The sequence below is a fragment of the Spirillospora sp. NPDC048911 genome, assembly GCF_043198015.1.
Lineage (GTDB): Bacteria > Actinomycetota > Actinomycetes > Streptosporangiales > Streptosporangiaceae > Spirillospora.
Map to the genome: position 1 here is coordinate 125,590 of NZ_JBICUD010000016.1, position 17,465 is coordinate 143,054.

16 protein-coding genes are annotated in these 17,465 nt (G+C 71.7%); 4 read left to right on the plus strand and 12 right to left on the minus strand.

Annotated features, from left to right (window positions below):
• Nucleotides 1-27 precede the first annotated feature (27 nt).
• The 5 genes from ACGFNU_RS47785 to ACGFNU_RS47805 all read right to left on the minus strand — a co-directional run bounded on the left by ACGFNU_RS47785 (nucleotide 28) and on the right by ACGFNU_RS47805 (nucleotide 7,331).
• A complete protein-coding gene (locus ACGFNU_RS47785) occupies nucleotides 28-2,334 on the minus strand; it encodes an amino acid adenylation domain-containing protein (protein ID WP_392603407.1) in 2,307 nt (768 codons plus the stop codon).
• Between the two features lie 5 nt (nucleotides 2,335-2,339).
• A complete protein-coding gene (locus tag ACGFNU_RS47790; protein WP_392603408.1) occupies nucleotides 2,340-3,452 on the minus strand; it encodes a 3-deoxy-7-phosphoheptulonate synthase in 1,113 nt (370 codons plus the stop codon).
• A gap of 13 nt (nucleotides 3,453-3,465) precedes the next feature.
• A complete protein-coding gene (locus ACGFNU_RS47795) occupies nucleotides 3,466-4,482 on the minus strand; it encodes a ketoacyl-ACP synthase III family protein (RefSeq protein WP_392603409.1) in 1,017 nt (338 codons plus the stop codon).
• Between the two features lie 171 nt (nucleotides 4,483-4,653).
• A complete protein-coding gene (locus ACGFNU_RS47800; protein WP_392603410.1) occupies nucleotides 4,654-5,826 on the minus strand; it encodes a 3-hydroxybenzoate 6-monooxygenase in 1,173 nt (390 codons plus the stop codon).
• Between the two features lie 47 nt (nucleotides 5,827-5,873).
• The gene (locus ACGFNU_RS47805; protein WP_392603411.1) at nucleotides 5,874-7,331 is read right to left on the minus strand and encodes an MFS transporter; all 1,458 of its coding nucleotides are present in this window, start codon (nucleotides 7,329-7,331) and stop codon (nucleotides 5,874-5,876) included.
• An 85-nt stretch (nucleotides 7,332-7,416) separates the two neighbouring features.
• Here ACGFNU_RS47805 and ACGFNU_RS47810 point away from each other — a divergent pair, with 85 nt between their 5' ends.
• A complete protein-coding gene (locus tag ACGFNU_RS47810; RefSeq protein WP_392603412.1) occupies nucleotides 7,417-7,959 on the plus strand; it encodes a CGNR zinc finger domain-containing protein in 543 nt (180 codons plus the stop codon).
• Nucleotides 7,960-7,973: 14 nt separating this feature from the next.
• Here the strand turns inward: ACGFNU_RS47810 and ACGFNU_RS47815 are convergent, their stop codons facing one another.
• The 7 genes from ACGFNU_RS47815 to ACGFNU_RS47845 are packed head-to-tail and all read right to left on the minus strand — an operon-like array spanning nucleotide 7,974 to nucleotide 14,687.
• Nucleotides 7,974-9,119: an acyl-CoA dehydrogenase family protein gene (locus ACGFNU_RS47815; RefSeq protein WP_392603413.1), complete on the minus strand. Its 1,146-nt coding sequence runs from the start codon at nucleotides 9,117-9,119 to the stop codon at nucleotides 7,974-7,976.
• A 2-nt stretch (nucleotides 9,120-9,121) separates the two neighbouring features.
• Nucleotides 9,122-10,792 carry an AMP-binding protein gene (locus tag ACGFNU_RS47820; protein WP_392603414.1) on the minus strand — a complete coding sequence of 557 codons (1,671 nt, stop codon included), beginning with the start codon at nucleotides 10,790-10,792 and terminating at the stop codon, nucleotides 9,122-9,124.
• Nucleotides 10,789-11,745, minus strand: coding sequence for a transketolase family protein (locus tag ACGFNU_RS47825; RefSeq protein WP_392603415.1), 957 nt, complete (start codon nucleotides 11,743-11,745; stop codon nucleotides 10,789-10,791). Before ACGFNU_RS47825 ends, ACGFNU_RS47820 begins: the two co-directional genes overlap by 4 nt.
• Complete coding sequence (locus tag ACGFNU_RS47830; protein WP_392603416.1) at nucleotides 11,742-12,605, minus strand: transketolase; 864 nt, start codon at nucleotides 12,603-12,605, stop codon at nucleotides 11,742-11,744. The genes ACGFNU_RS47825 and ACGFNU_RS47830 overlap by 4 nt, the downstream gene beginning before the upstream one ends.
• Nucleotides 12,606-12,614: 9 nt before the next feature.
• Entirely contained in the window at nucleotides 12,615-13,640 is a 1,026-nt protein-coding gene (gene argC / locus ACGFNU_RS47835) for an N-acetyl-gamma-glutamyl-phosphate reductase (RefSeq protein ID WP_392603417.1), read from the minus strand.
• Nucleotides 13,637-14,500: a RimK family alpha-L-glutamate ligase gene (locus ACGFNU_RS47840; protein ID WP_392603418.1), complete on the minus strand. Its 864-nt coding sequence runs from the start codon at nucleotides 14,498-14,500 to the stop codon at nucleotides 13,637-13,639. The genes argC and ACGFNU_RS47840 overlap by 4 nt, the downstream gene beginning before the upstream one ends.
• A gap of 4 nt (nucleotides 14,501-14,504) precedes the next feature.
• A complete protein-coding gene (locus tag ACGFNU_RS47845; protein WP_392603419.1) occupies nucleotides 14,505-14,687 on the minus strand; it encodes a lysine biosynthesis protein LysW in 183 nt (60 codons plus the stop codon).
• A gap of 238 nt (nucleotides 14,688-14,925) precedes the next feature.
• Here ACGFNU_RS47845 and ACGFNU_RS47850 point away from each other — a divergent pair, with 238 nt between their 5' ends.
• Genes ACGFNU_RS47850 through ACGFNU_RS47860 form a run of 3 tightly spaced genes read left to right on the plus strand, consistent with a single transcriptional unit; the run spans nucleotide 14,926 to nucleotide 17,446 of the window.
• Entirely contained in the window at nucleotides 14,926-15,750 is an 825-nt protein-coding gene (locus ACGFNU_RS47850; protein WP_392603420.1) for a family 3 encapsulin nanocompartment shell protein, read from the plus strand.
• Nucleotides 15,743-16,660, plus strand: a complete 918-nt coding sequence (locus ACGFNU_RS47855) for a sulfotransferase (protein ID WP_392603421.1) — start codon at nucleotides 15,743-15,745, stop codon at nucleotides 16,658-16,660. The genes ACGFNU_RS47850 and ACGFNU_RS47855 overlap by 8 nt, the downstream gene beginning before the upstream one ends.
• A gap of 15 nt (nucleotides 16,661-16,675) precedes the next feature.
• Nucleotides 16,676-17,446 carry an SDR family NAD(P)-dependent oxidoreductase gene (locus ACGFNU_RS47860; RefSeq protein ID WP_392603422.1) on the plus strand — a complete coding sequence of 257 codons (771 nt, stop codon included), beginning with the start codon at nucleotides 16,676-16,678 and terminating at the stop codon, nucleotides 17,444-17,446.
• The last annotated feature ends 19 nt before the right edge of the window (nucleotides 17,447-17,465 follow it).

Below are 17,465 nucleotides of genomic sequence, written 5' to 3' on the forward strand. Positions count from 1 at the left end.
ACTCTCTTTCCACGTCGCGGTCATGGGCTACGAGGCTGCGCGGGAGCCGGTCAGCTCCGCCTGCCGCGCCTGGGCGACCAGAGCCGCCTGCCCCTCGATGCTGGGTGCGTCCAGGAGCTCGTCCAGGTCGAGCTCGATGGTGTAGAGCTCACTGACCTTCTCGGTGAGGCGCGCCGCACCCAGCGAGTCGCCGCCCAGCTCGAAGAAGTTGTCCAGCACGCCGATGTCGTCGAGGTCCAGAAGCTCGGACCAGATCCGCTGCAGGGACCGCTCGATGTCGTTGCGCGGCTCCTGGTAGGGGCTGTCGATGTCCGGCCGGGACCGCGGCGGCTCGGGGAGGTTCTTCCGGTCGATCTTGCCGTTGGTCGTCCTGGGCAGGTCGCCCACGACGAAGGCGGACGGCACCATGAAGGACGGCAGCCGCTGTTGCAGCGCCCCGCGCAGCTCGCGCCCCTCGGGAGCGGGCCCGGCCGCGGGCTCGACGTAGGCCACGAGCTTGACGTCCCCCTCCTCGTCCCGGCGCGCCGCCACGACCCCCTGGCCGACGCCGGGCAACCCGGCCAGCACGGCCTCGATCTCGCCCAGATGCACGCGGTTCCCGCGCACCTTGACCTGGTTGTCGGTCCGGCCGACGATCTCGATGGAGCCGTCCGTCCAGTACCGGGCGAGATCACCGGTCTTGTAGAGGTCACCGTCCCCGTACGGGTCGGCGATCCACTTCTCGGCGGTCGCGTCCGGCCGGCCCAGGTAGCCGGCCGAGAGGCTGTGCCCGGCCACGTGGATCTCGCCGACCACGCCGGGTGGCACGGGCCGCAGCTCGTCGTCCAGCACGTAGGCCTTGACGTTCGGCGTCGGGCGACCGATCGGCGGCTGGAGCCGGGTGCGCCCCGCCTCCCCGAGCCGCTGCCCGAGCTCGGTGATGTCGCAGGTGGCCACCACCGTCGCCTCCGCCGAGCCGTACAGGTTGAAGACATGGAAGGGCAGGTCGGCCGACGGCCACGCCTGCACGCGCTCTCCGGCGATCCGCACGTTCCGCAGCGCGGTGCCGGCGGGCCAGTCGAGCACCCACAACCGCTCGCACATGGCCTTCATCAGCAGCGTGTGGGTGATCTCCTCGGCCACCAGCCAGTCGCGCAGCCATTCCGGCGACGTGACCACCGACGGTTCGGGGATGTGCACCTCGGCGCCGGCGGCCAGCAGCGGGAAGCACTCGACCTCGACCATCCCGTAGCCCGGGGCGGCCAGCCAGGTCCCGCGCGACCGGTCCGTCATGCCGGACAGCACGCGCATGCTGTAGATGAGGTTGCGGGCGGCGCCGTGCCGCACCATGACGGCCTTCGGCAGGCCCGTCGATCCGGACGTGTAGCAGATGTGGATGAGGTCGTCGGCGTCGACCTTCACGCTGACCAGGGTGGCGGGCGCGTCCGCCCAGCCGGAACCGTCCAGGGTGATCACCGGGCAGGGGCCGGCGACCGCCGGCGCGTGCTCCTTCATGGTCAGCACGGTCACCGCCGACGCGTCCTCCACCATGAAGCGGATGCGCTCGGCCGGGAAGTCGGGGTCCAGCAGGATCGCGGCGGCGCCCAGCTTGAAGCACGCCAGCTGGGCGATCAGGCTCTCCGGGCCGCGCTTGAAGCAGGTGCCGACCCGGTCGTGCCGGCCGACGCCGCGGGCGTCGAGGTGGTTGGCCAGCCGGTTGGCGGCGTCGTCCAGTTCGCGGTACGTCAGCCGGCCGTCCGGCCAGACGATCGCGGTCGCGTCCGGGGTCCGCCGGGCCACCTCGGCGACGATCTCGTGGAAGAACTCCCGCGGGATCTCCCGCTCGGTCTGGTTCCAGTCCACGAGCGTCCGGTGGGCCTCGTACCCGGTCACGAGCTCGATGTCGCGGACCCTGATCGACGGGTCGGCGGCGGCCGCGGCGAAGATCCGGTCGAGATGCCGGGCGTACTGATCGGCGGCGTCGGCGTCGAACTCCGCGACGGACATCACCAGGTCGAGCGTGCCGTCACCGATCACGACGGTGAACGCGGCGCGCTCGTCGGGAGCGGCGCCGACGGCGGCGTGGTACGGCCGGTCCTCGGCCGGCAGGATCGGCGCGTCGGCGGCGGCGGCCACCAGGTCGGCCATGGTCGTCCGGTCCGTGACCGTGAGCCCGGCCGTCCCGGTGGCGAGGCCGATGAGCACATCGGTCTCGCCGGTGTAGCGGTGCAGCAGGGCGGCGATCGCGGCCGCCACGGTCCGCTGGTCGGCGGACGCGGCGAGGATGGCGTGATGCCGGGTGCCGCTCCGGTCGCCTTCCAGCGGCCGGGCCAGCGGCATGAGGGTCTTCTCCATGACGTTCACTCCTGTCCGAGGGCGAGGGCTTTGGCGCCGACCGGCTGGGGAGGGGTGCGGCGGCGGGTGGCGATGGCTTCGGCGAGGCGCCGCACCATCCGTACGGTCTGGTCCCAGCCCACGCAGGCGTCGGTGATGCTCTTGCCGAAGGTGAGCTGGTCGGTGCAGCCGGGGACCAGGTCCTGGCGGCCGGGGGCGAGGAAACTCTCGATCATCATCCCGGCGATGCCCGGTTCGCCCGCGGCGATCCGGTCGGCGACCTCGGCGACCACCTCGGCCTGCCGCTCGTGGTCCTTGCCGCTGTTGCCGTGGCTGGCGTCGATGACGAGCCGGGGCGGCAGGCCGACCGTCTGGAGCAGCTCCAGCGTCCGGGCGACCTCGTGCGGGCCGTAGTTCGGCGCCGAGTTGCCGCCGCGCAGCACGACGTGGCAGTCGGGATTGCCGACCGTGGTGACGACGGCCGCGCGCCCGTTCTCGTCGAAGCCGGGGAACACGTGACCGTGCCTGCTGGCGAAGATCGCGTCGATCGCGTCCTCGACCCGGCCGGTGGTGGCGTTCTTGATCCCGACGGGCATGTCCAGGCCGCTGGTCAGCTGCCGGTGGATCTGGCTCTGGACGGTCCGGGCGCCGATCGCGCCCCAGCTGACGGTGTCGGCGATATAGGCCGGGATCACCGGATCGAGGAACTCGCAGCCGATCGGCAGACCGGTCTGGAGGATCTGGACCATCAGGCCGCGGGACAGGCGCAGACCGCTGTTGAGGTCGTTCGAGCCGTCCAGCCCGGGGTCGCTGATGAGTCCTTTCCATCCCAGGCGGGTACGCGGCTTCTCCACGTAGACCCGCATGACCACCACGAGGGAGTCGGCGACCTCGCGGGCCAGTTCGGCCAGCTTCTCGGCGTAGGCCAGAGCCGCCGCGGGGTCGTGGACGGAACACGGGCCGACGACCAGCACCGCCCGGTCGTCCTCCCCCGCCAGGATGGCGGCGGTCTCGGCACGGGCGCGCTCGACGGTCCGCCGGGCGGCGTCGTCCAGCGGGATTTCGGATCTGAGGGTCTTCGGGGGCAGGAGCCATCGGCTCGCGATGAAACGGGACTTGGCGTTCCGGGCCTTACGCATCGGGAGGCCTCCTTCACTTCGCTTGGAAAACGGCCGCTGAGAACGTGAAGCCCATTCCGGTTCCGATGGTCAGCACGCGGTCACCCGGCTGAAGGAGGTTCTCCTTGACCAGGTGGTGGAGGGCGTAGATCTGGTCGGCCGGGCCGAGGTGGCCGATGGTCAGGCCCAGTTCGAGCAGGGTCTGCTCGGGGACGCTCCCGAAGGGACGGACGAAGCTGTCGCGGTAGAGGGCCCGGCCGACGAACGGGGCGACGAACCAGTCGATCCGGTCCAGGGACGTCCCGGCTTCGGCCAGGGCCCGCTCGGCGACGCTCACGGTCCGTGCGGCGGAGCGGCGGCGGACGTCGCGCAGTGACAGGCCGCCGTGCGCGAGGAACTCACGGGTCCGGCGGCGCGTGTCCGGTTCGAGGTGCGGCGTGGTGTGGAAGGGTTCGTCGCCCCGGGACAGTCCCTCCAGCACCGTGTCGGCCTCGGAGACCAGGGAGACGAGCCGCAGCCGGCCCGTTCCGCGGGTGACCACGGCGGCGGCCGCGCCGTCGCCGAACACCATGCCGGGCGAGAGGTGCCAGCGGTCCACGGGCGGCGCGAACCGGTCGCCGATCGTGATCAGCGCGCTGGGCAGGGCGGGCTGGGCGTCCAGCATGCTCGCGGCGACCTCCAGGCAGGCCGTCGACCCGTTGGACGCCGCCGACACGGTCAGCGGCATGCGGGTGGGCGTCTCGCCGATCAGCTCCCGCGCGATCCAGCAGTCGGCCGGCCACATCTCCAGGCCCTGGAAGTGCCCGTGGCTGTGCAGGTGCTGGCTGCCCGGGCCCACGTCCGTCCCGAGCTCGGCCGCCTGCTTGATCGCCTGCCGTCCCGCCGTCACCGCGAGTTCGGGCGGCGCCTGGTCGGCCTGCGAGACGGAGACCGTCCCCGTGCTCTCCGCCTCCTCGGGCGAATACGAGCCGTCGCGAATCGCGTCGCCGATCGGCACCAGCTCACCCAGTGCCCCGCCTGTCCCGGCTATCCAGACGTCCTTGAACCGCATTCCCGGTGTCCTTCCCGTGGAGGTGTTACCACCTATTACGTTATGGAGGTAGCGTGAATGCGGACAAGGCGTCCCCGATAACCCCTGCTTCTCGCCTTCCAAACAGGTGGACGGCACAAAGCCCGGCCACTCGATCGAGTGGCCGGGCTTTGACCGTCGAACTCGGCGGGCTCAGGCGACGCGCGCGCCGTGCAGCCAGGCGACCTTGTCGTGCAGGTCGCCGGCGGTGAGCGATGCCAGCATCTCGTTGCGCGCCTCGGCGTGCGGACCGGCTGGATGATAGAGCCGGGTGCCCATTTCCCGGGACACCAGCTGCGCCTTGGCGGTGCGGTCACGCCGTTCGGCGTTATATTTCTCCAGTCGCCGCGGAATGACGTCCGGCTCGCAGCCGAGCATCCGTCCGAGCACCACCGCGTCCTCCAGGGCCTGGCACGCGCCCTGGGCCGCGTACTGCAGCATGGGGTGGGCGGCGTCGCCCAGCAGGGCGACCCGGCCGTCCGTCCAGACCGGCACCGGGTCCCGGTCGCACAGGACCCAGGTACGCCAGTCCGTGCCGAGATCCAGCAGCCGCTTGGCCGTGGCGCTGAGCCCGGGGAACTGGGCGAGCACGTGGAAGCTCGCCACCGGGACGCCGGTCACCTCCTCGCCGGCGTTGTCGTCCCGGGTGGCGGCGAGATTGAGATAGCGCCCCCCGCCGATCGGATAGTGGACGAAGTGCCATTTCGGGCCGGCCCAGAGAGTCACGCAGTTCCAGCGCAGATCTTCCGGGACCTCCTCCATCGGAATGACGGAACGGTAGATGGTGTGGCCGCATATGCGTGGCCGGCCGTCTCCCACCAGCTGACCGCGCACCGCCGACCGGATGCCGTCGGCGCCGATGAGCGCCTCCCCGGTGAAGCGCCCGCCCGAACCCGTGATCGCGGTGACGGTGTCGTCCTGCTGCTCGTAGCCCGTGACGGCTTGGCCGGCCAGCAGTTCGATCGGTTCGGCGGCGGTGCAGGCGTCGAGCAGTGCCTGGTAGAGGTCTCCGCGGTGCACGACGGCGTAGGGGTTGCCGAATCGGGAGCGGTAGCTGCCGGTCAGCGGCATGCTCGCGACGTGTTCGCCGGTCAGGCCGTCCATGAAACGTAGTTCGTCGATGAGGACGGCCTGGGCGCGTAGTTGAGCGCCGATGCCCAGCTGGTCGAGTGTGTGGAAGGCGTTGGGGGCGAGCTGGATGCCCGCGCCGAGTTCGCTGAATTCTTCTTGACGTTCCAGGACGGTGATGTGGTGGCCTTGGCCGGAGAGGCTGAGTGCTGTCGCGAGGCCACCGATTCCGCCTCCGGCGATGGTGATGTTGGCCATGGTGGTCGGGCCTTTCCCAAGGCGATGGGCATTGACTTGACGGCGGGTTATCTGGCGGGGGCGGGGGTTCGTTCGGGCTGTGCGGGGCTTGTGGGGGTTTTTGCGGAAGTGCGTGGGGCGAGGGTGAGGGTGAGTGCGGCGATGAGGATGGCGAGTGTGGTGGTGAAGCCGAAAGCGACCTGGTAGTCGGGGTTCTGGGGGTTGGTGAGGGATACGGCGATGGCCAGGAGCACTGCGACGCCGAGCTGGCGGTTGGAGTTGACCAGGCCGGAGGCCAGGCCGAGTTGGGGAGGGGCGACGCCGGCCATGGCGGCGAACGCGGTGGAGATCATCATGGTGCTCAGGCCCAGGCCGAGCAGGACGCTGCCGGGCAGGACGTGCAGGAGGTAGGCGGTGGTGGTGTCGGTGGGGTGATGGGGGACGGTGGTGAGGATCAGTGACCCGGCGGCCAGGAAGACCACGCCCGTCAGCAGCACCGGGCGCGGTCCCGACCGTCCGGTGGACTGGGCGATGAACTTGCTGGTCAGCAGGATCGCCAGGGCCTGGGGGAAGAACGCCAGACCGGCCCGCAGAGCCGAGTAGTGCAGGGTGTGCTGCAGGTACAGGGTCAGGAAGTAGGTCGACACCGACATCACCCCGCCCGCGGCGAACGCGATGGCGTTGCCTGCCGAGACGTTGCGGTTGGTGAAGATGCCGAGAGGGACCAGGGGGTTGCTCAGGCGGGTCTGCAGGGCCAGGAACGCGATGATCAGCGCGATGCCCGCGGTCAGGGTCGACAGAACGATGGCCGAGGTCCAGCCGTGGTCGGTGGAAGCGGTCAGCGCGTAGATGACCGAGCACGTACCCGAGGTCACCAGCAGCGCGCTGGGCAGATCGATCCGCTGACGCTCACCACCACCGTCGGTGTCCTGGTGGGTGGCGCGGGCGGCGCGGTGGTCGGCGGTGAGCATCCTGGCCGCCAGCGCGATGAGGATGATTCCGGCGGGGATGTTGACGAACATGACCCAGCGCCAGCCCAGCCACTCGGTCAGCACACCGCCGGCCAGGACACCGCCGGCGAACCCGGCCGAGGACACCGCGCCGACCGCGCCCATCGCCTTGGCCCGATCGGGCGGCGAGGTGAACAGGCTGGACATCAGCGCCAGCACCGCCGGTGAGACCGCGGCCGCCGACAGTCCCTGCAGACCCCGCGCCAGGATCAGCACGATCGGGTCGGTGGCCAGGCCCCCCGCCAGCGACGCGGCGGTGAACACCGCCAGCCCCCACACGAACAGGCGCTTGCGGCCCAGCACGTCCCCGGCCCGTCCGCCCAGCAGCAGGAAGCCACCGAACAGCAGCCCGTACGCGCCCACCACCCACTGCAACGAGGACCCGGAGAACCCCAGACCCCGCTGCATCGACGGCAACGCCACATTCACGATCGCGAAATCGAGCGTGAGCATGAACTGCGCACAGCACAGCAGCACAGCGACCTTCGCCCGATCGCTCAGCCCCTTACCGGACATGACGGCCCCTTCGGCTCAGGGCTACCGGCAAAAGCCGATAGCCGGTATGATTGGTGACGTGCCTCGACAACCAGGAGACAGACAGGTGGCGCCGGGCCCCCTTGCCCTGGTCCAGGCGTTCACGAACAGCGCGAACGTGGAGTTCGGCCGCGACGAGTTCGCCACGACGCGGGGTCTGGAGGCCTGGCTGGAGCGGCACGGGTTCGCCGCCCCCGGGCTGGTGCCCGACGAGCTCGACAGGCGCGAAGCGGTCACCCTGCGGGAGGCCTTCCGCGCCATCCTGCGCGAGAACAACGGCGGCCCCATCGACGAGGACGCCCGCCGCACGGTCGAGCACATCGCTCGCGACTGCCCGCTCGTCGTCGGCTTCGACGCGCCGGACGGGCGGCTGGCGCTCCGGCCCGTCCTGTCCGACATGCGGGGGGTGCTCGCCACCGTGCTCGAGACGGCGGCCACCGCGGTCTCGGACGGTTCCTGGCAGCGGCTCAAGGCCTGCAGCGACCACCGATGCGAGTGGATCTTCTATGACCGCTCGCGGAACCGGTCGAGCCGCTGGTGCTCGATGGCGGTCTGCGGCACCCGCTCGAAGATGACCACCTACCGGCAGGGCAAGCGGCAGCACGGCTGAGGTCGCGGCCGAGGTCATGGCGCCGACTCCCGGCCGAGCAGCTGCCGCGCCACGACGAGCTTGGTGGCCGCCGCGGTGCCGTCCGCCAGTTGCAGGCCGATGACGTCGCGCAGCCGCTGCGCGACGGGGCCGTCCTCGGAGTAGCCGAGCTGGCCGAACGTCAGCAGTGCCTGGTGGACGGCCTCCATCGCCACCTTCGGCGCCCACCACTTGGTCATGTTGGCCGGCACCCGCGGATCGAGGCCGTTGTCCGCGCGCCACAGCGCTTCGTAGGCGACCAGGCGGGCCGCGTGGAGCAGGGTGGCGCACTCGACCAGCGGGAACGACACGGACTGGAACCGCCCGATGGGCTTGCCGAACGCCTCGCGCGTCCGGGCGTGCGCCATGGCCTCGTCCACGGCCGCCTGGCCGACGGCGATCGCCATCAGCGCGATCAGCGCCCGGGAGACGTCGAATCCGCGCATGACCTCGACGAACCCCCGGCCGGGTGCGCCGACCACGTCGTCGGCACCGGCCGGGAGCCCGTCGAAGACCAGGCCGCCCCGGCCGCCGGACCGGCAGCCGAGATCGGCATGGCGCTCCCGGCTGACCGCGGCGTCGTCGAGAGCGGTGTAGAAGGCCGAGATGCCGTGCGCTCCGGGTTCGCCGGTCCGCGCGAACACCAGGCCGTGGGTCGCGTAGGCGGCCAGCATGATCGACGTCTTGGCGCCGGTCACCCGCCACCCGTCGCCGTCCTGCTCCGCCCTGGTCTCGATGGCCGCGGCGTCCATGCCGTGCCCTGGTTCGGTGAGGCACAGCGACACGATCGCCTCGCCCTTGGCGATCGGCGGCAGCCAGCGGGCGAGCTGCCCGGGCGTGCCGTTGGCGGCCAGCACCCTTCCGACGAGCGCCGCGTTGAGAACCGGATAGCAGACCGAGAGATCGGCCGCGGCCAGCTCTTCCAGCGCGACTCCCGCGCTCACCGCGTCGAGCCCCGCGCCGCCGTGCTCCGGCGGGATCATCAGCGCGAACAGTCCTTCGGCGGCCAGCTCCGCGAGGAGACCGGGCCGGTAGGCGCCGTCGGCGTCGTTCTGCTCGCGGTACGGGGCGACCGCCTCCGCCGCGAACTCGCGGACCCGCTTGGCGAGCGCCCGCTGGTCGGGAGTGAACTCGAATTCCATGATCAGCCTTCTCTCCCCAGTGCGAGGGACAGGCGCAGGCGCTCGCGGAGCGCGAACTTCTGGATCTTGCCCGAGGGCGTGCGCGGCAGCGCCGGAACGATCTCCACCCGTTCGGGCCAGTACTGCTTGGCCATGCCGAGCCCGTCGAGGTGGGCGCGCAGGTCGGCCAGGGTGAACGGATCGCCGTCCTCGGTCACCAGCACCGAGCAGGCCCGTTCGCCGAGACGATCGTCCGGATAGGCGACGACCGCGACGTCGGTGACGGCCGGGTGGCGGAGCAGGGCGGCCTCGACCTCCACGACGGGGATGTTCTCCGCGCCGCGCACGATGACGTCCTTGAGCCGCCCGCTGATCCGGATGCCGCCGTGGCCGTCGTGCCGGGCCAGGTCGCCGGTGTCGAACCAGCCGTCCGGCGTCGTCGCCGCGGCGTAGATCTCGGGCCGGCGGAAGTATCCCAGGCACTGGCTCGCGCCGCGTACCTGCAGCAGCCCGGATTCGCCCGGCCCCACCGGCTCGCCGGTGTCGCGATCGACGATGCGCGTCCGCATGCCCGGCACGACGGTGCCGTCGCTCTCCGCGGCGCGCAGCGGCGGATCCTCCGGGCGCGTGATCGTCACGCAGCCGTTCTCGGTCATTCCCCACAGCGCGTACACGCGGCAGCCGAGCACCTCGCCGGCGTCCTCGACCAGCACCGGCGCGATCGGGGCGCTGCCCGTCGCGAAGGCGCGCAGGGCGGTCAGGTCGCGCGGCTCCGCGCGCTGGGCGGCGATGAGGTCGGACAGGAAGGTCGGGGCGCCCATGAAGAAGGTCACCCGGTGCTCCTCCAGGAACCGCAGCATCGCGGCGGGCTCCCACGCGTCCACCATCACGGCGGTCGCGCCGAGCAGGAGCGGCATGACGAAGTTCCAGGTGTACCCGGCCTGGTGGGTCGTGGGCGAGCCCATCGCGGTGACCTCGTCGCGCGTCAGGTGCAGGACGTCGGCCTGCGCCCGGTTCATGGCGTAGAGCGTGTTGTGGCTGTGGACCACGCCCTTGGGCTCGCCGGTCGTCCCCGAGGTGAACATGATCTGGCCGATGCCGTCGGGTCCGGCCTCCAGCTCGTCCAGGTCCACCGGAGGCGCGTCCTGGAGGAGCTCGCCGAAGTCGAGCGCCCCGGGGCCGCCGCCGATCAGCACGCGATGGCGCAACGACGGGACGTCCCCGGCGAGCCGCTCGCTCATCTCGGCGTAGGAGAAGTTCCGCACCCGCGCGGGGGCGATATAGAGCGGGCTCTCGGTGAGCCGCAGCATGTGGCCCAGCTCGCGGCTGCGCATGATCGGCAGCACCGGGCCGGGCACCGCGCCCATCCGGGCGCAGGCCAGGCACAGCGCGACCAGCTGCCAGCAGTTGGGCAGCTGGAGGGTGACGACGTCGCCGGGCCGCGCGCCCAGCCGGACGAGGTTGCGGGCGATCCGGTCGACCAGGTCGGCCAGTTCCGCGTAGGTGACGGTGACCGTCGTCCCGTCCTGGTGGCAGATGAACGCCGGCTTGCCCGGCTGGAGACGCGCCCAGCGGCGCAGGTCGTCGAGGAGCGTTTCGTCGCGCCAGCTTCCGGCGGCCCTGAACTCGTCGCCGGCGCGCTCCTGCGGGCCGGGCTCCGGTATAGCGGGTTCCTTCACAGCGGATTTCTTCACAGGGGGCTCCTTCGCACCGAGCCGAGGGCGGACCGCGCCAGTGCGGCGATCGCCGAGGGCGTGACGCCGCCCCGCTCGAACAGGTATTTCTGGCCGCCCGAGACCCCGACGAACGAGTCGGGCATCCCGGCGCGGCGCACCACGACGGGCAGCCGCTCGGTGAGCGCCTCGGCGACGGCGGAGCCGAAGCCCGCGGCCCGCCAGTGCTCCTCGACGGTGACCACGACGCCGGTCCGGCCCGCCGACTCGGCCAGCGCGTCGACGTCCAGCGGCTTGACGGTGTGCACGTGCATGACCGTCGCCTCGACGCCGTCGGCCGCCAGCCGGTCGGCGGCCGTCAGCGCGGCCAGCACCGGGTACGGCCCGCAGGCCGCGAGCGTGACGTCCCCGCCGTCCCGCAGGACCTGCGCCTCCCCCACCCGCACGTCGGCGCCGCTGGGGAGGTCGGGCGTGGCGTTGCGGCCGAGCCGCAGGTACACCGGCCCGGGAAGCCCGACGGCCTGGCGGAACAGCGTCTCGGTCGAGGCCGCGTCGCCCGGGGCGACCACGGTCATGCCCGGCAGCGCGCGCATCGCGGCCAGGTCCTCCAGCGAGTGGTGGGTCGGGCCGAGATGCCCGGCCGAGACGCCGCTGTGGGTGCCGACGATGCGGACGGGCAGCTCGTTCAGCGCGATGTCGATCTTGACGGCCTCGACGGCGCGGGACGCGGCGAACGTGGCGAAGGTGTTGACCAGCGGGATGCGGCCCTCCTTCGCCAGGCCCGCGGCCGCGCCCATGAGGGTGTGCTCGGCGATGCCTATGTTGATGTAGCGGGACGCGCCGGGTCCGAAGTCCACGGAGCCGAACAGGCCGGTGTCGCTGTCGAGGCAGACCAGGCGCTCGTCCGTGCGCATCAGGTCCACGACCGCGTCCCGGTACGCCTCGCGGGACGAGCGGGTCGTCGTCGCGTTCATCGTTGCTCCTCCCGGCGCAGGGCGTTGAGGGCGCGCCGGTGCTGCCGCTCACCGAGCCGCGCGTAGTGGCTGTGCGTCCGGCCCTCGACGAAGGGGAGGCCCTTCCCCTTGACGGTGTGCGCGATGACGACGGTCGGCCGGTCCGGCTCCGCCGGCCCGCCGAGCGCGCGCGTCAGCGCCTCGATGTCGTGCCCGTCGACCTCCTGCACGCGCCAGCCGAAGGCGCGCCACCGGTCGGCCAGCGGTTCGAGGGAGGCGACGCTCTCGGTCTCGCCCGTGATCTGCAGTTTGTTGCGGTCGATGACCGCGACCAGGTTGTCCAGCCGCTGGTGCGCCGCCACGGCGGCGGCCTCCCAGACCGATCCCTCCTGCAGCTCGCCGTCGCCCATGACGACGAAGCAGCGGCGGTCGGTCCCGTCCAGCCGGGTCGCCAGCGCGAGGCCGACGCCCAGCGCCAGGCCGTGCCCGAGCGAGCCGGACGGCATCTCCACGCCGGGGATCTCCGGGTGCGGATGGGCCATGAACGGGCTCCCCGGACGCCCGTAGCCGGCCAGGCATTCACGTGGGAAGAATCCGACCGCGCAGAGCGTGGCGTAGAGGGCGATGCCGCCGTGGCCCTTGCTCAGCACCAGCAGGTCGCGCCTGGGCGAGGCCGGAAGGCCGGGATCGACGCGCATCACGTTGAAGTAGAGGGCGGTGAGGATCTCCACGAGGGACATCGCTCCGCCCAGGTGCCCGCCCTCGGGACCGGCGCACATGTCGACGACGTACTCCCTGATCCGGGCGGTGACCGCGGCATGGTCGACCAGCTCGTCCGGCGACGTCGGCGTGGTCGCGCCACGCAGGGTGGGGGTGCTCATAGGAACTCCTTAGTTCGGGTGCAGACCGGTGAATTCCAGCCCGCTCGCCTCGTCCAGGCCGTAGCGGACGTTCATGCACTGCACCGCGTTGCCCGCACCTCCCTTGACGAGGTTGTCCAGGGCGGCGATCACCGTGACCTGGCGGGCGCCGGTCTCCAGCGCGAACCCGACATCGCAGAAATTGGAACCGGAGAGGATCTTGGCGTCGGGGAACCGGTGCAGGCCGCGCCGGTGCGCCACGACCCGGACGAACGGCTCGTCGCCGTACCGGGCCCGGTACGCGGCGCGAATGCTCCGCTCGTCGGCGCCCCCGGCCAGCTCGGCCTTGCAGATGAGCTGGACGCCCCGCACGGCCTCCACTCCGGTGGCCGTCATGCGGACCGGGAGCCCGGTCACCTGGGCGATCTCGGCCTCGTGCCGGTGCCGGGTGGGAGCGAACACGCGCATCGCGCCGCTGCGTTCGGCGTGCAGGTTCTCCGCGCCCGCCCGGGCGCCGGCGCCGCTGGAGCCGGTCCGGGCGTCGACGATGAGCTCGCCGGTGAGCTGCCCCGACTCGGCCAGCGGCACCAGCGCCAGGATCCCGGCGGTCGCCATGCAGCCCGGCACGCTGATGCGGTCGGCGGTGCGCAGCCGGTCCCGGTGGTGCTCGGGCAGCCCGGGCACGAAGCTCTCGATGAGCTCCGGGCACTCGTGCGGGAGGCCGTAGTACTCGCTGTAGGCCCCGGGATCGCGGAGCCGGAAGTCGCCGGACAGGTCGATGACCGTCCCGGCGACGCCCAGGTACCGCGGCATCGTCCTCATGGTCTCGCGGTGCGGCGTGGCCAGGAACACCACGTCGCAGTGGCCGAGCTCCTCCTCGGTGGTGAAGGCCAGCCCGGTGCGGCTCCGCAGGTTGGGGTGGACGCCGTCGATCCGGCGGCCCCGCAGCGAACGGGAGGTCGCGGCGACCACCTCGGCCTGGGGATGGGAGAGCAGGATGCGCAGCAGCTCGCCGCCGATGTAGCCGGCTCCGCCGATGACCGCCACCTTGATCATGACGGCACCTTGCTCAGCGCGTGGGAGACGATGGCCTCGGCCACGCCGACCTCCTGCCCGTGCGCCTCCTGGAAGCCGCGGAACTCCACCCGGTCGTTGACCTCGAGCACGGTGAGCTCCCCGTCGGCGGCCTCGATGAGGTCGACGCCGGCGATGTCGGCACCGACCGCGGCCGCGGCCGCGACGGCGAGCTCGGCGTGCTCGGTCGCGAGCGGGCAGCGCTCGCTCACGGCACCGCGCGCCACGTTGGCCCGCCAGTCGGCGGCGCGCCGCCAGGTGGCGCCCAGCGCCTCGCCGCCCACGACGATCACCCGCAGGTCACGGGCGGCCTTGGCGACCAGCTCCTGCAGATAGATCAGCTGCGACTGCGGCGACGGCAGCGCCGCGACGTGCTCCAGCACGGTCGTGGCCACGCCGGCGTCCGGCAGCCGGCCGACCAGCCGCCCCCACGAGCCGACCAGCGGCTTGATCACCGCCGGGTAGCCGAGCTCCTCCAGGGTGGGCAGGGCGGCCTCGGGCGTCATGGCCAGGGCGGTCCGGGGCGTCGGCAGGCCGCTGTTGAGCAGGGCCGCCGTGGTGTGCCACTTGTCGCCGCTGATCCGCGTCGTGTCGGCGCGGTTGACGACCGTCGCCCCGGCCGACTCCAGCGCGCCCGCGGCGTACAGGGCACGGAAATGACCGATCTCACGGTTGATCACCAGCCGGGGGCCGGCCCAGCGCGCGCCGCCGAGCAGGGACAGCTCACGCGGATCGACCGGCACATGAGCAACGTTGCGCCTTTCCAGCGCGGCAAAGATCTGCTTCTCCTCATACCGCATTCGCGACGCGAGAACGGCGATGGAGGGAGTTGCCATCCGCATCGCACTACTCGCCCCAGTCCTCTTCGACCTCGGGGGCGACGATCAGCGCCGGCGGAGCCGTAGAAGTGACCTCCAGCTCGATCCGGCAGTCGCCGCATTCGACGATCTCGCTCACCCTGGCATCGGGTGCGAGCGCCATCGGAGCCGTGCACTCAGGGCACTCGGTGCCGTTGAGAACCTTCTCCATTTCAGAGCCTCCTGGTCCCGTTGATTGGTGCAGTCGATTTAAACCGTAACCCGAATTCCCCATCGACCACCAATAAGAGCTTGTACTCAAATCGAATTAACGTGCTTATCATCGAGCCAATCAACGCAGGTGGGAGCGGGGAATAAGCAACACTTCTTGAACCGCCAAAGAGTCTTGCCCGCCGGAGATCTAATCTCCATTAAGAGGACTAAATTGCCCACACCCACAGGGAGTCTCGATGGAAGCGACCGCGATGGAAGCGACCGCGACCGCCCGGCCCACCCCGGGCGAGGCGTACGCGGCGGCGGTGCGGCGCGGTGAGCGGGCGATTCCGCTCAACGTGCACCTGCCCGCCGCCTTTCCGCTGTTCGGCTCGCGTCCGCGCTACGCCGTGCGCCACCTGCTGAAGACGGCCGACGTCCCGGACGGGCCGCTGAACTACGTGCACGAACCCGCCGGGGGGGTGATCGGCGCGGCCGGGACGTCCTACGCCGCGACCCCCGAGAGCGCCTTCCACCCTCAGTTGCGACAGGTCCGCCTCACCGACATGCGGGTGAGCCTGCCGCTCCCGGAGGGGATCATGGACGATCTCCGCTCGCTGGCGAACTTCGTCGACTACCGGCTGCTGGTGCGCCTCTCGGTGGTCGAGAACGAGTCGCTGCTGCACGGCACCGCCGACGGCGCCATCACGGGCATGCTCGACCTGCCGGGCCTCCGCGAGCGCAAGACCACCCGGGGCCTGGCCGAGACCGTCACGGAGACGGCCGCCGAGGTCGAGGAGACCGGCGGCTCCTGCGACGGCATCGTCGTGCACCCGGCCGTCTACTGGGAGATGGTCCAGCACGGCGTGCTGGACCGGCTGGACGCCCCGCGCATCATGGTCTCCCGCACGCGCATGATCCCCAAGGACACGATGCTGTTCGGCGACTTCCGGGCCGCGTTCACGCTGTTCCTCCCGCAGCTGTCCGAGATCTCGGTGACCGGCGACGCCGTCTCGGCGACCTCCCGGTTCGGGCTGGCCGTCCATCTTCCGCAGCACCTGGTGAGGGTGAACCGTGTCTGAGACCCGCGTTCTGTACATCACCGGCTGGACCCGCAGCGGCAGCACGCTGCTCGGCAACGTCCTGGGCGAGTTGCCCGGCGTCCAGCACGTCGGTGAACTCCACTACCTGTGGCGCAACGGCGTGCTCAAGGCCGGCACCAACTCGTGCTGCGGCTGCGGCCTGGACCTGCGCAAGTGCGATCTGTGGGCGTCGGTCATCGAGACCGGCGGCGCGGACGAGGGGACCGCCCGGCGCCAGGAGGCCCTGCAGCAACGGTTCCTGCGCACCCGCCACACGCGGACGCGGCTGTCGGAGTCCCGCGACGGGCGGCCGCCCACCAACGGCACCGCCGAGGCGGTCGAGCGGATCGCCGGCGTCTACCACATGCTCGCCGGCCTCGGCGGCGAGCGCCTGATCGTCGACGGCTCGAAGTACCCGGCCGAGGCCGCGGCCCTGCTGGGCCGCGACGATCTGGACGTCCGGGTCCTGCACATGGTCCGCGATCCCCGTCCGACGGCGTACTCCTACAAGCGCGCCAAGGACTACATCGACCCCATGTCCCCGGCGCTCAGCAGCGGCTACTGGACCGCCTTCAACCTCGCCTCCGAGCTCGTCGGGCGGGCCGCCGGCGAGCGCTACCTGAGGGTGCGGCACGAGGACCTGTGCCGCGAACCGCGCCGGGTCGTCGAACGGGTCATGCGCTTCGCGGGCCTGGACGGCGAGCCGCCGGTCGACGACCGGGGCCGGGTCGGCCTCGGCGAGAACCACACGGTCACCGGCAACCCGGACCGCCTCTCCAGCGGCACCACCGTGATCCGCTCGGACGAACGCTGGCGCACCGGCCTGTCGCGCCGGGAGATCGCCGCCGCGACGGCCCCGGCGCTGCCCCTCCTCACCCGCTACGGCTACGCGCTGGTGCCGGCCCGCTAGGAGGAGGCGCTTCTCATGGATCTTCGACTCACCGATCGCGTGGCGCTCGTGGCCTGTTCCAGCAGCGGGCTCGGCCTCGCCGTGGCCAAGGCCCTGGCGGCCGAGGGCGCCCATGTCTCCATCTGCGGGCGGGACCGGGCCAAGCTGGCCCGCGCGCACGCCGAGGTGGACTCCGCCGGGCCGGGCAAGGTGCTGAGCACCGCGCTCGACCTGTGCGACGAGGGACCCGCCGAGCGCTGGGTGCACCACACCGCCGAGGCCCTCGGCGGGCTCGACATCGTGGTGACCAACACCGGCGGCGTGCCCTTCGGGCCGGTGGAGAGCTTCACGGTCGCCGACTACCGCACGGCGCTCGACGGCAACCTGCTGCCCCACATCGGCCTCACGCTCGCGGCCCTGCCCCTGCTGAAGGAGGGCGGCTGGGGACGCGTCCTGATGATCGCGTCCGAGTCCGTCCGGCAGCCGCACCCCGAGAGCGGGCTGTCCTCGGTGGCGCGCCTCGGCCTGCTCGGCTACATGCAGGGCCTGGTGCACTCGCTGGGCGGGGCCGGCGTGACCGTCAACGTCCTCGCGCCCGGGTTCCACCGCACCCCGATCCTGGACGAGCAGTTCGGCGCGGACGTGGAGGCGGAGCTCGCCAAGGTCGCCGAGCGCATCCCGCTCCGCCGGATCGGCGACGTGGACGACTTCGGCGCGATCGCCGCGTTCCTCGCCGGCGACCAGGCCTCCTACGTCACCGGCACCGTCTTCGTCGCCGACGGCGGCAACACTCGCGGCCTCGGCTGAACCCCACACGTGGAGTTGT

Bases quoted from the DNA above. Each gene is read 5' to 3' on its own strand.
- ACGFNU_RS47830 (WP_392603416.1), bottom strand. From the start codon at position 12,605: ATGAGCACCCCCACCCTGCGTGGCGCGACCACGCCGACGTCGCCGGAC.
- ACGFNU_RS47840 (WP_392603418.1), bottom strand. From the start codon at position 14,500: ATGCGGATGGCAACTCCCTCCATCGCCGTTCTCGCGTCGCGAATGCGG.
- ACGFNU_RS47805 (WP_392603411.1), bottom strand. From the start codon at position 7,331: ATGTCCGGTAAGGGGCTGAGCGATCGGGCGAAGGTCGCTGTGCTGCTG.
- ACGFNU_RS47785 (WP_392603407.1), bottom strand. From the start codon at position 2,334: ATGGAGAAGACCCTCATGCCGCTGGCCCGGCCGCTGGAAGGCGACCGG.
- ACGFNU_RS47790 (WP_392603408.1), bottom strand. From the start codon at position 3,452: ATGCGTAAGGCCCGGAACGCCAAGTCCCGTTTCATCGCGAGCCGATGG.
- ACGFNU_RS47825 (WP_392603415.1), bottom strand. From the start codon at position 11,745: ATGAACGCGACGACGACCCGCTCGTCCCGCGAGGCGTACCGGGACGCG.
- ACGFNU_RS47845 (WP_392603419.1), bottom strand. From the start codon at position 14,687: ATGGAGAAGGTTCTCAACGGCACCGAGTGCCCTGAGTGCACGGCTCCG.
- argC (WP_392603417.1), bottom strand. From the start codon at position 13,640: ATGATCAAGGTGGCGGTCATCGGCGGAGCCGGCTACATCGGCGGCGAG.
- ACGFNU_RS47860 (WP_392603422.1), top strand. From the start codon at position 16,676: ATGGATCTTCGACTCACCGATCGCGTGGCGCTCGTGGCCTGTTCCAGC.
- ACGFNU_RS47850 (WP_392603420.1), top strand. From the start codon at position 14,926: ATGGAAGCGACCGCGATGGAAGCGACCGCGACCGCCCGGCCCACCCCG.
- ACGFNU_RS47795 (WP_392603409.1), bottom strand. From the start codon at position 4,482: ATGCGGTTCAAGGACGTCTGGATAGCCGGGACAGGCGGGGCACTGGGT.
- ACGFNU_RS47815 (WP_392603413.1), bottom strand. From the start codon at position 9,119: ATGGAATTCGAGTTCACTCCCGACCAGCGGGCGCTCGCCAAGCGGGTC.
- ACGFNU_RS47800 (WP_392603410.1), bottom strand. From the start codon at position 5,826: ATGGCCAACATCACCATCGCCGGAGGCGGAATCGGTGGCCTCGCGACA.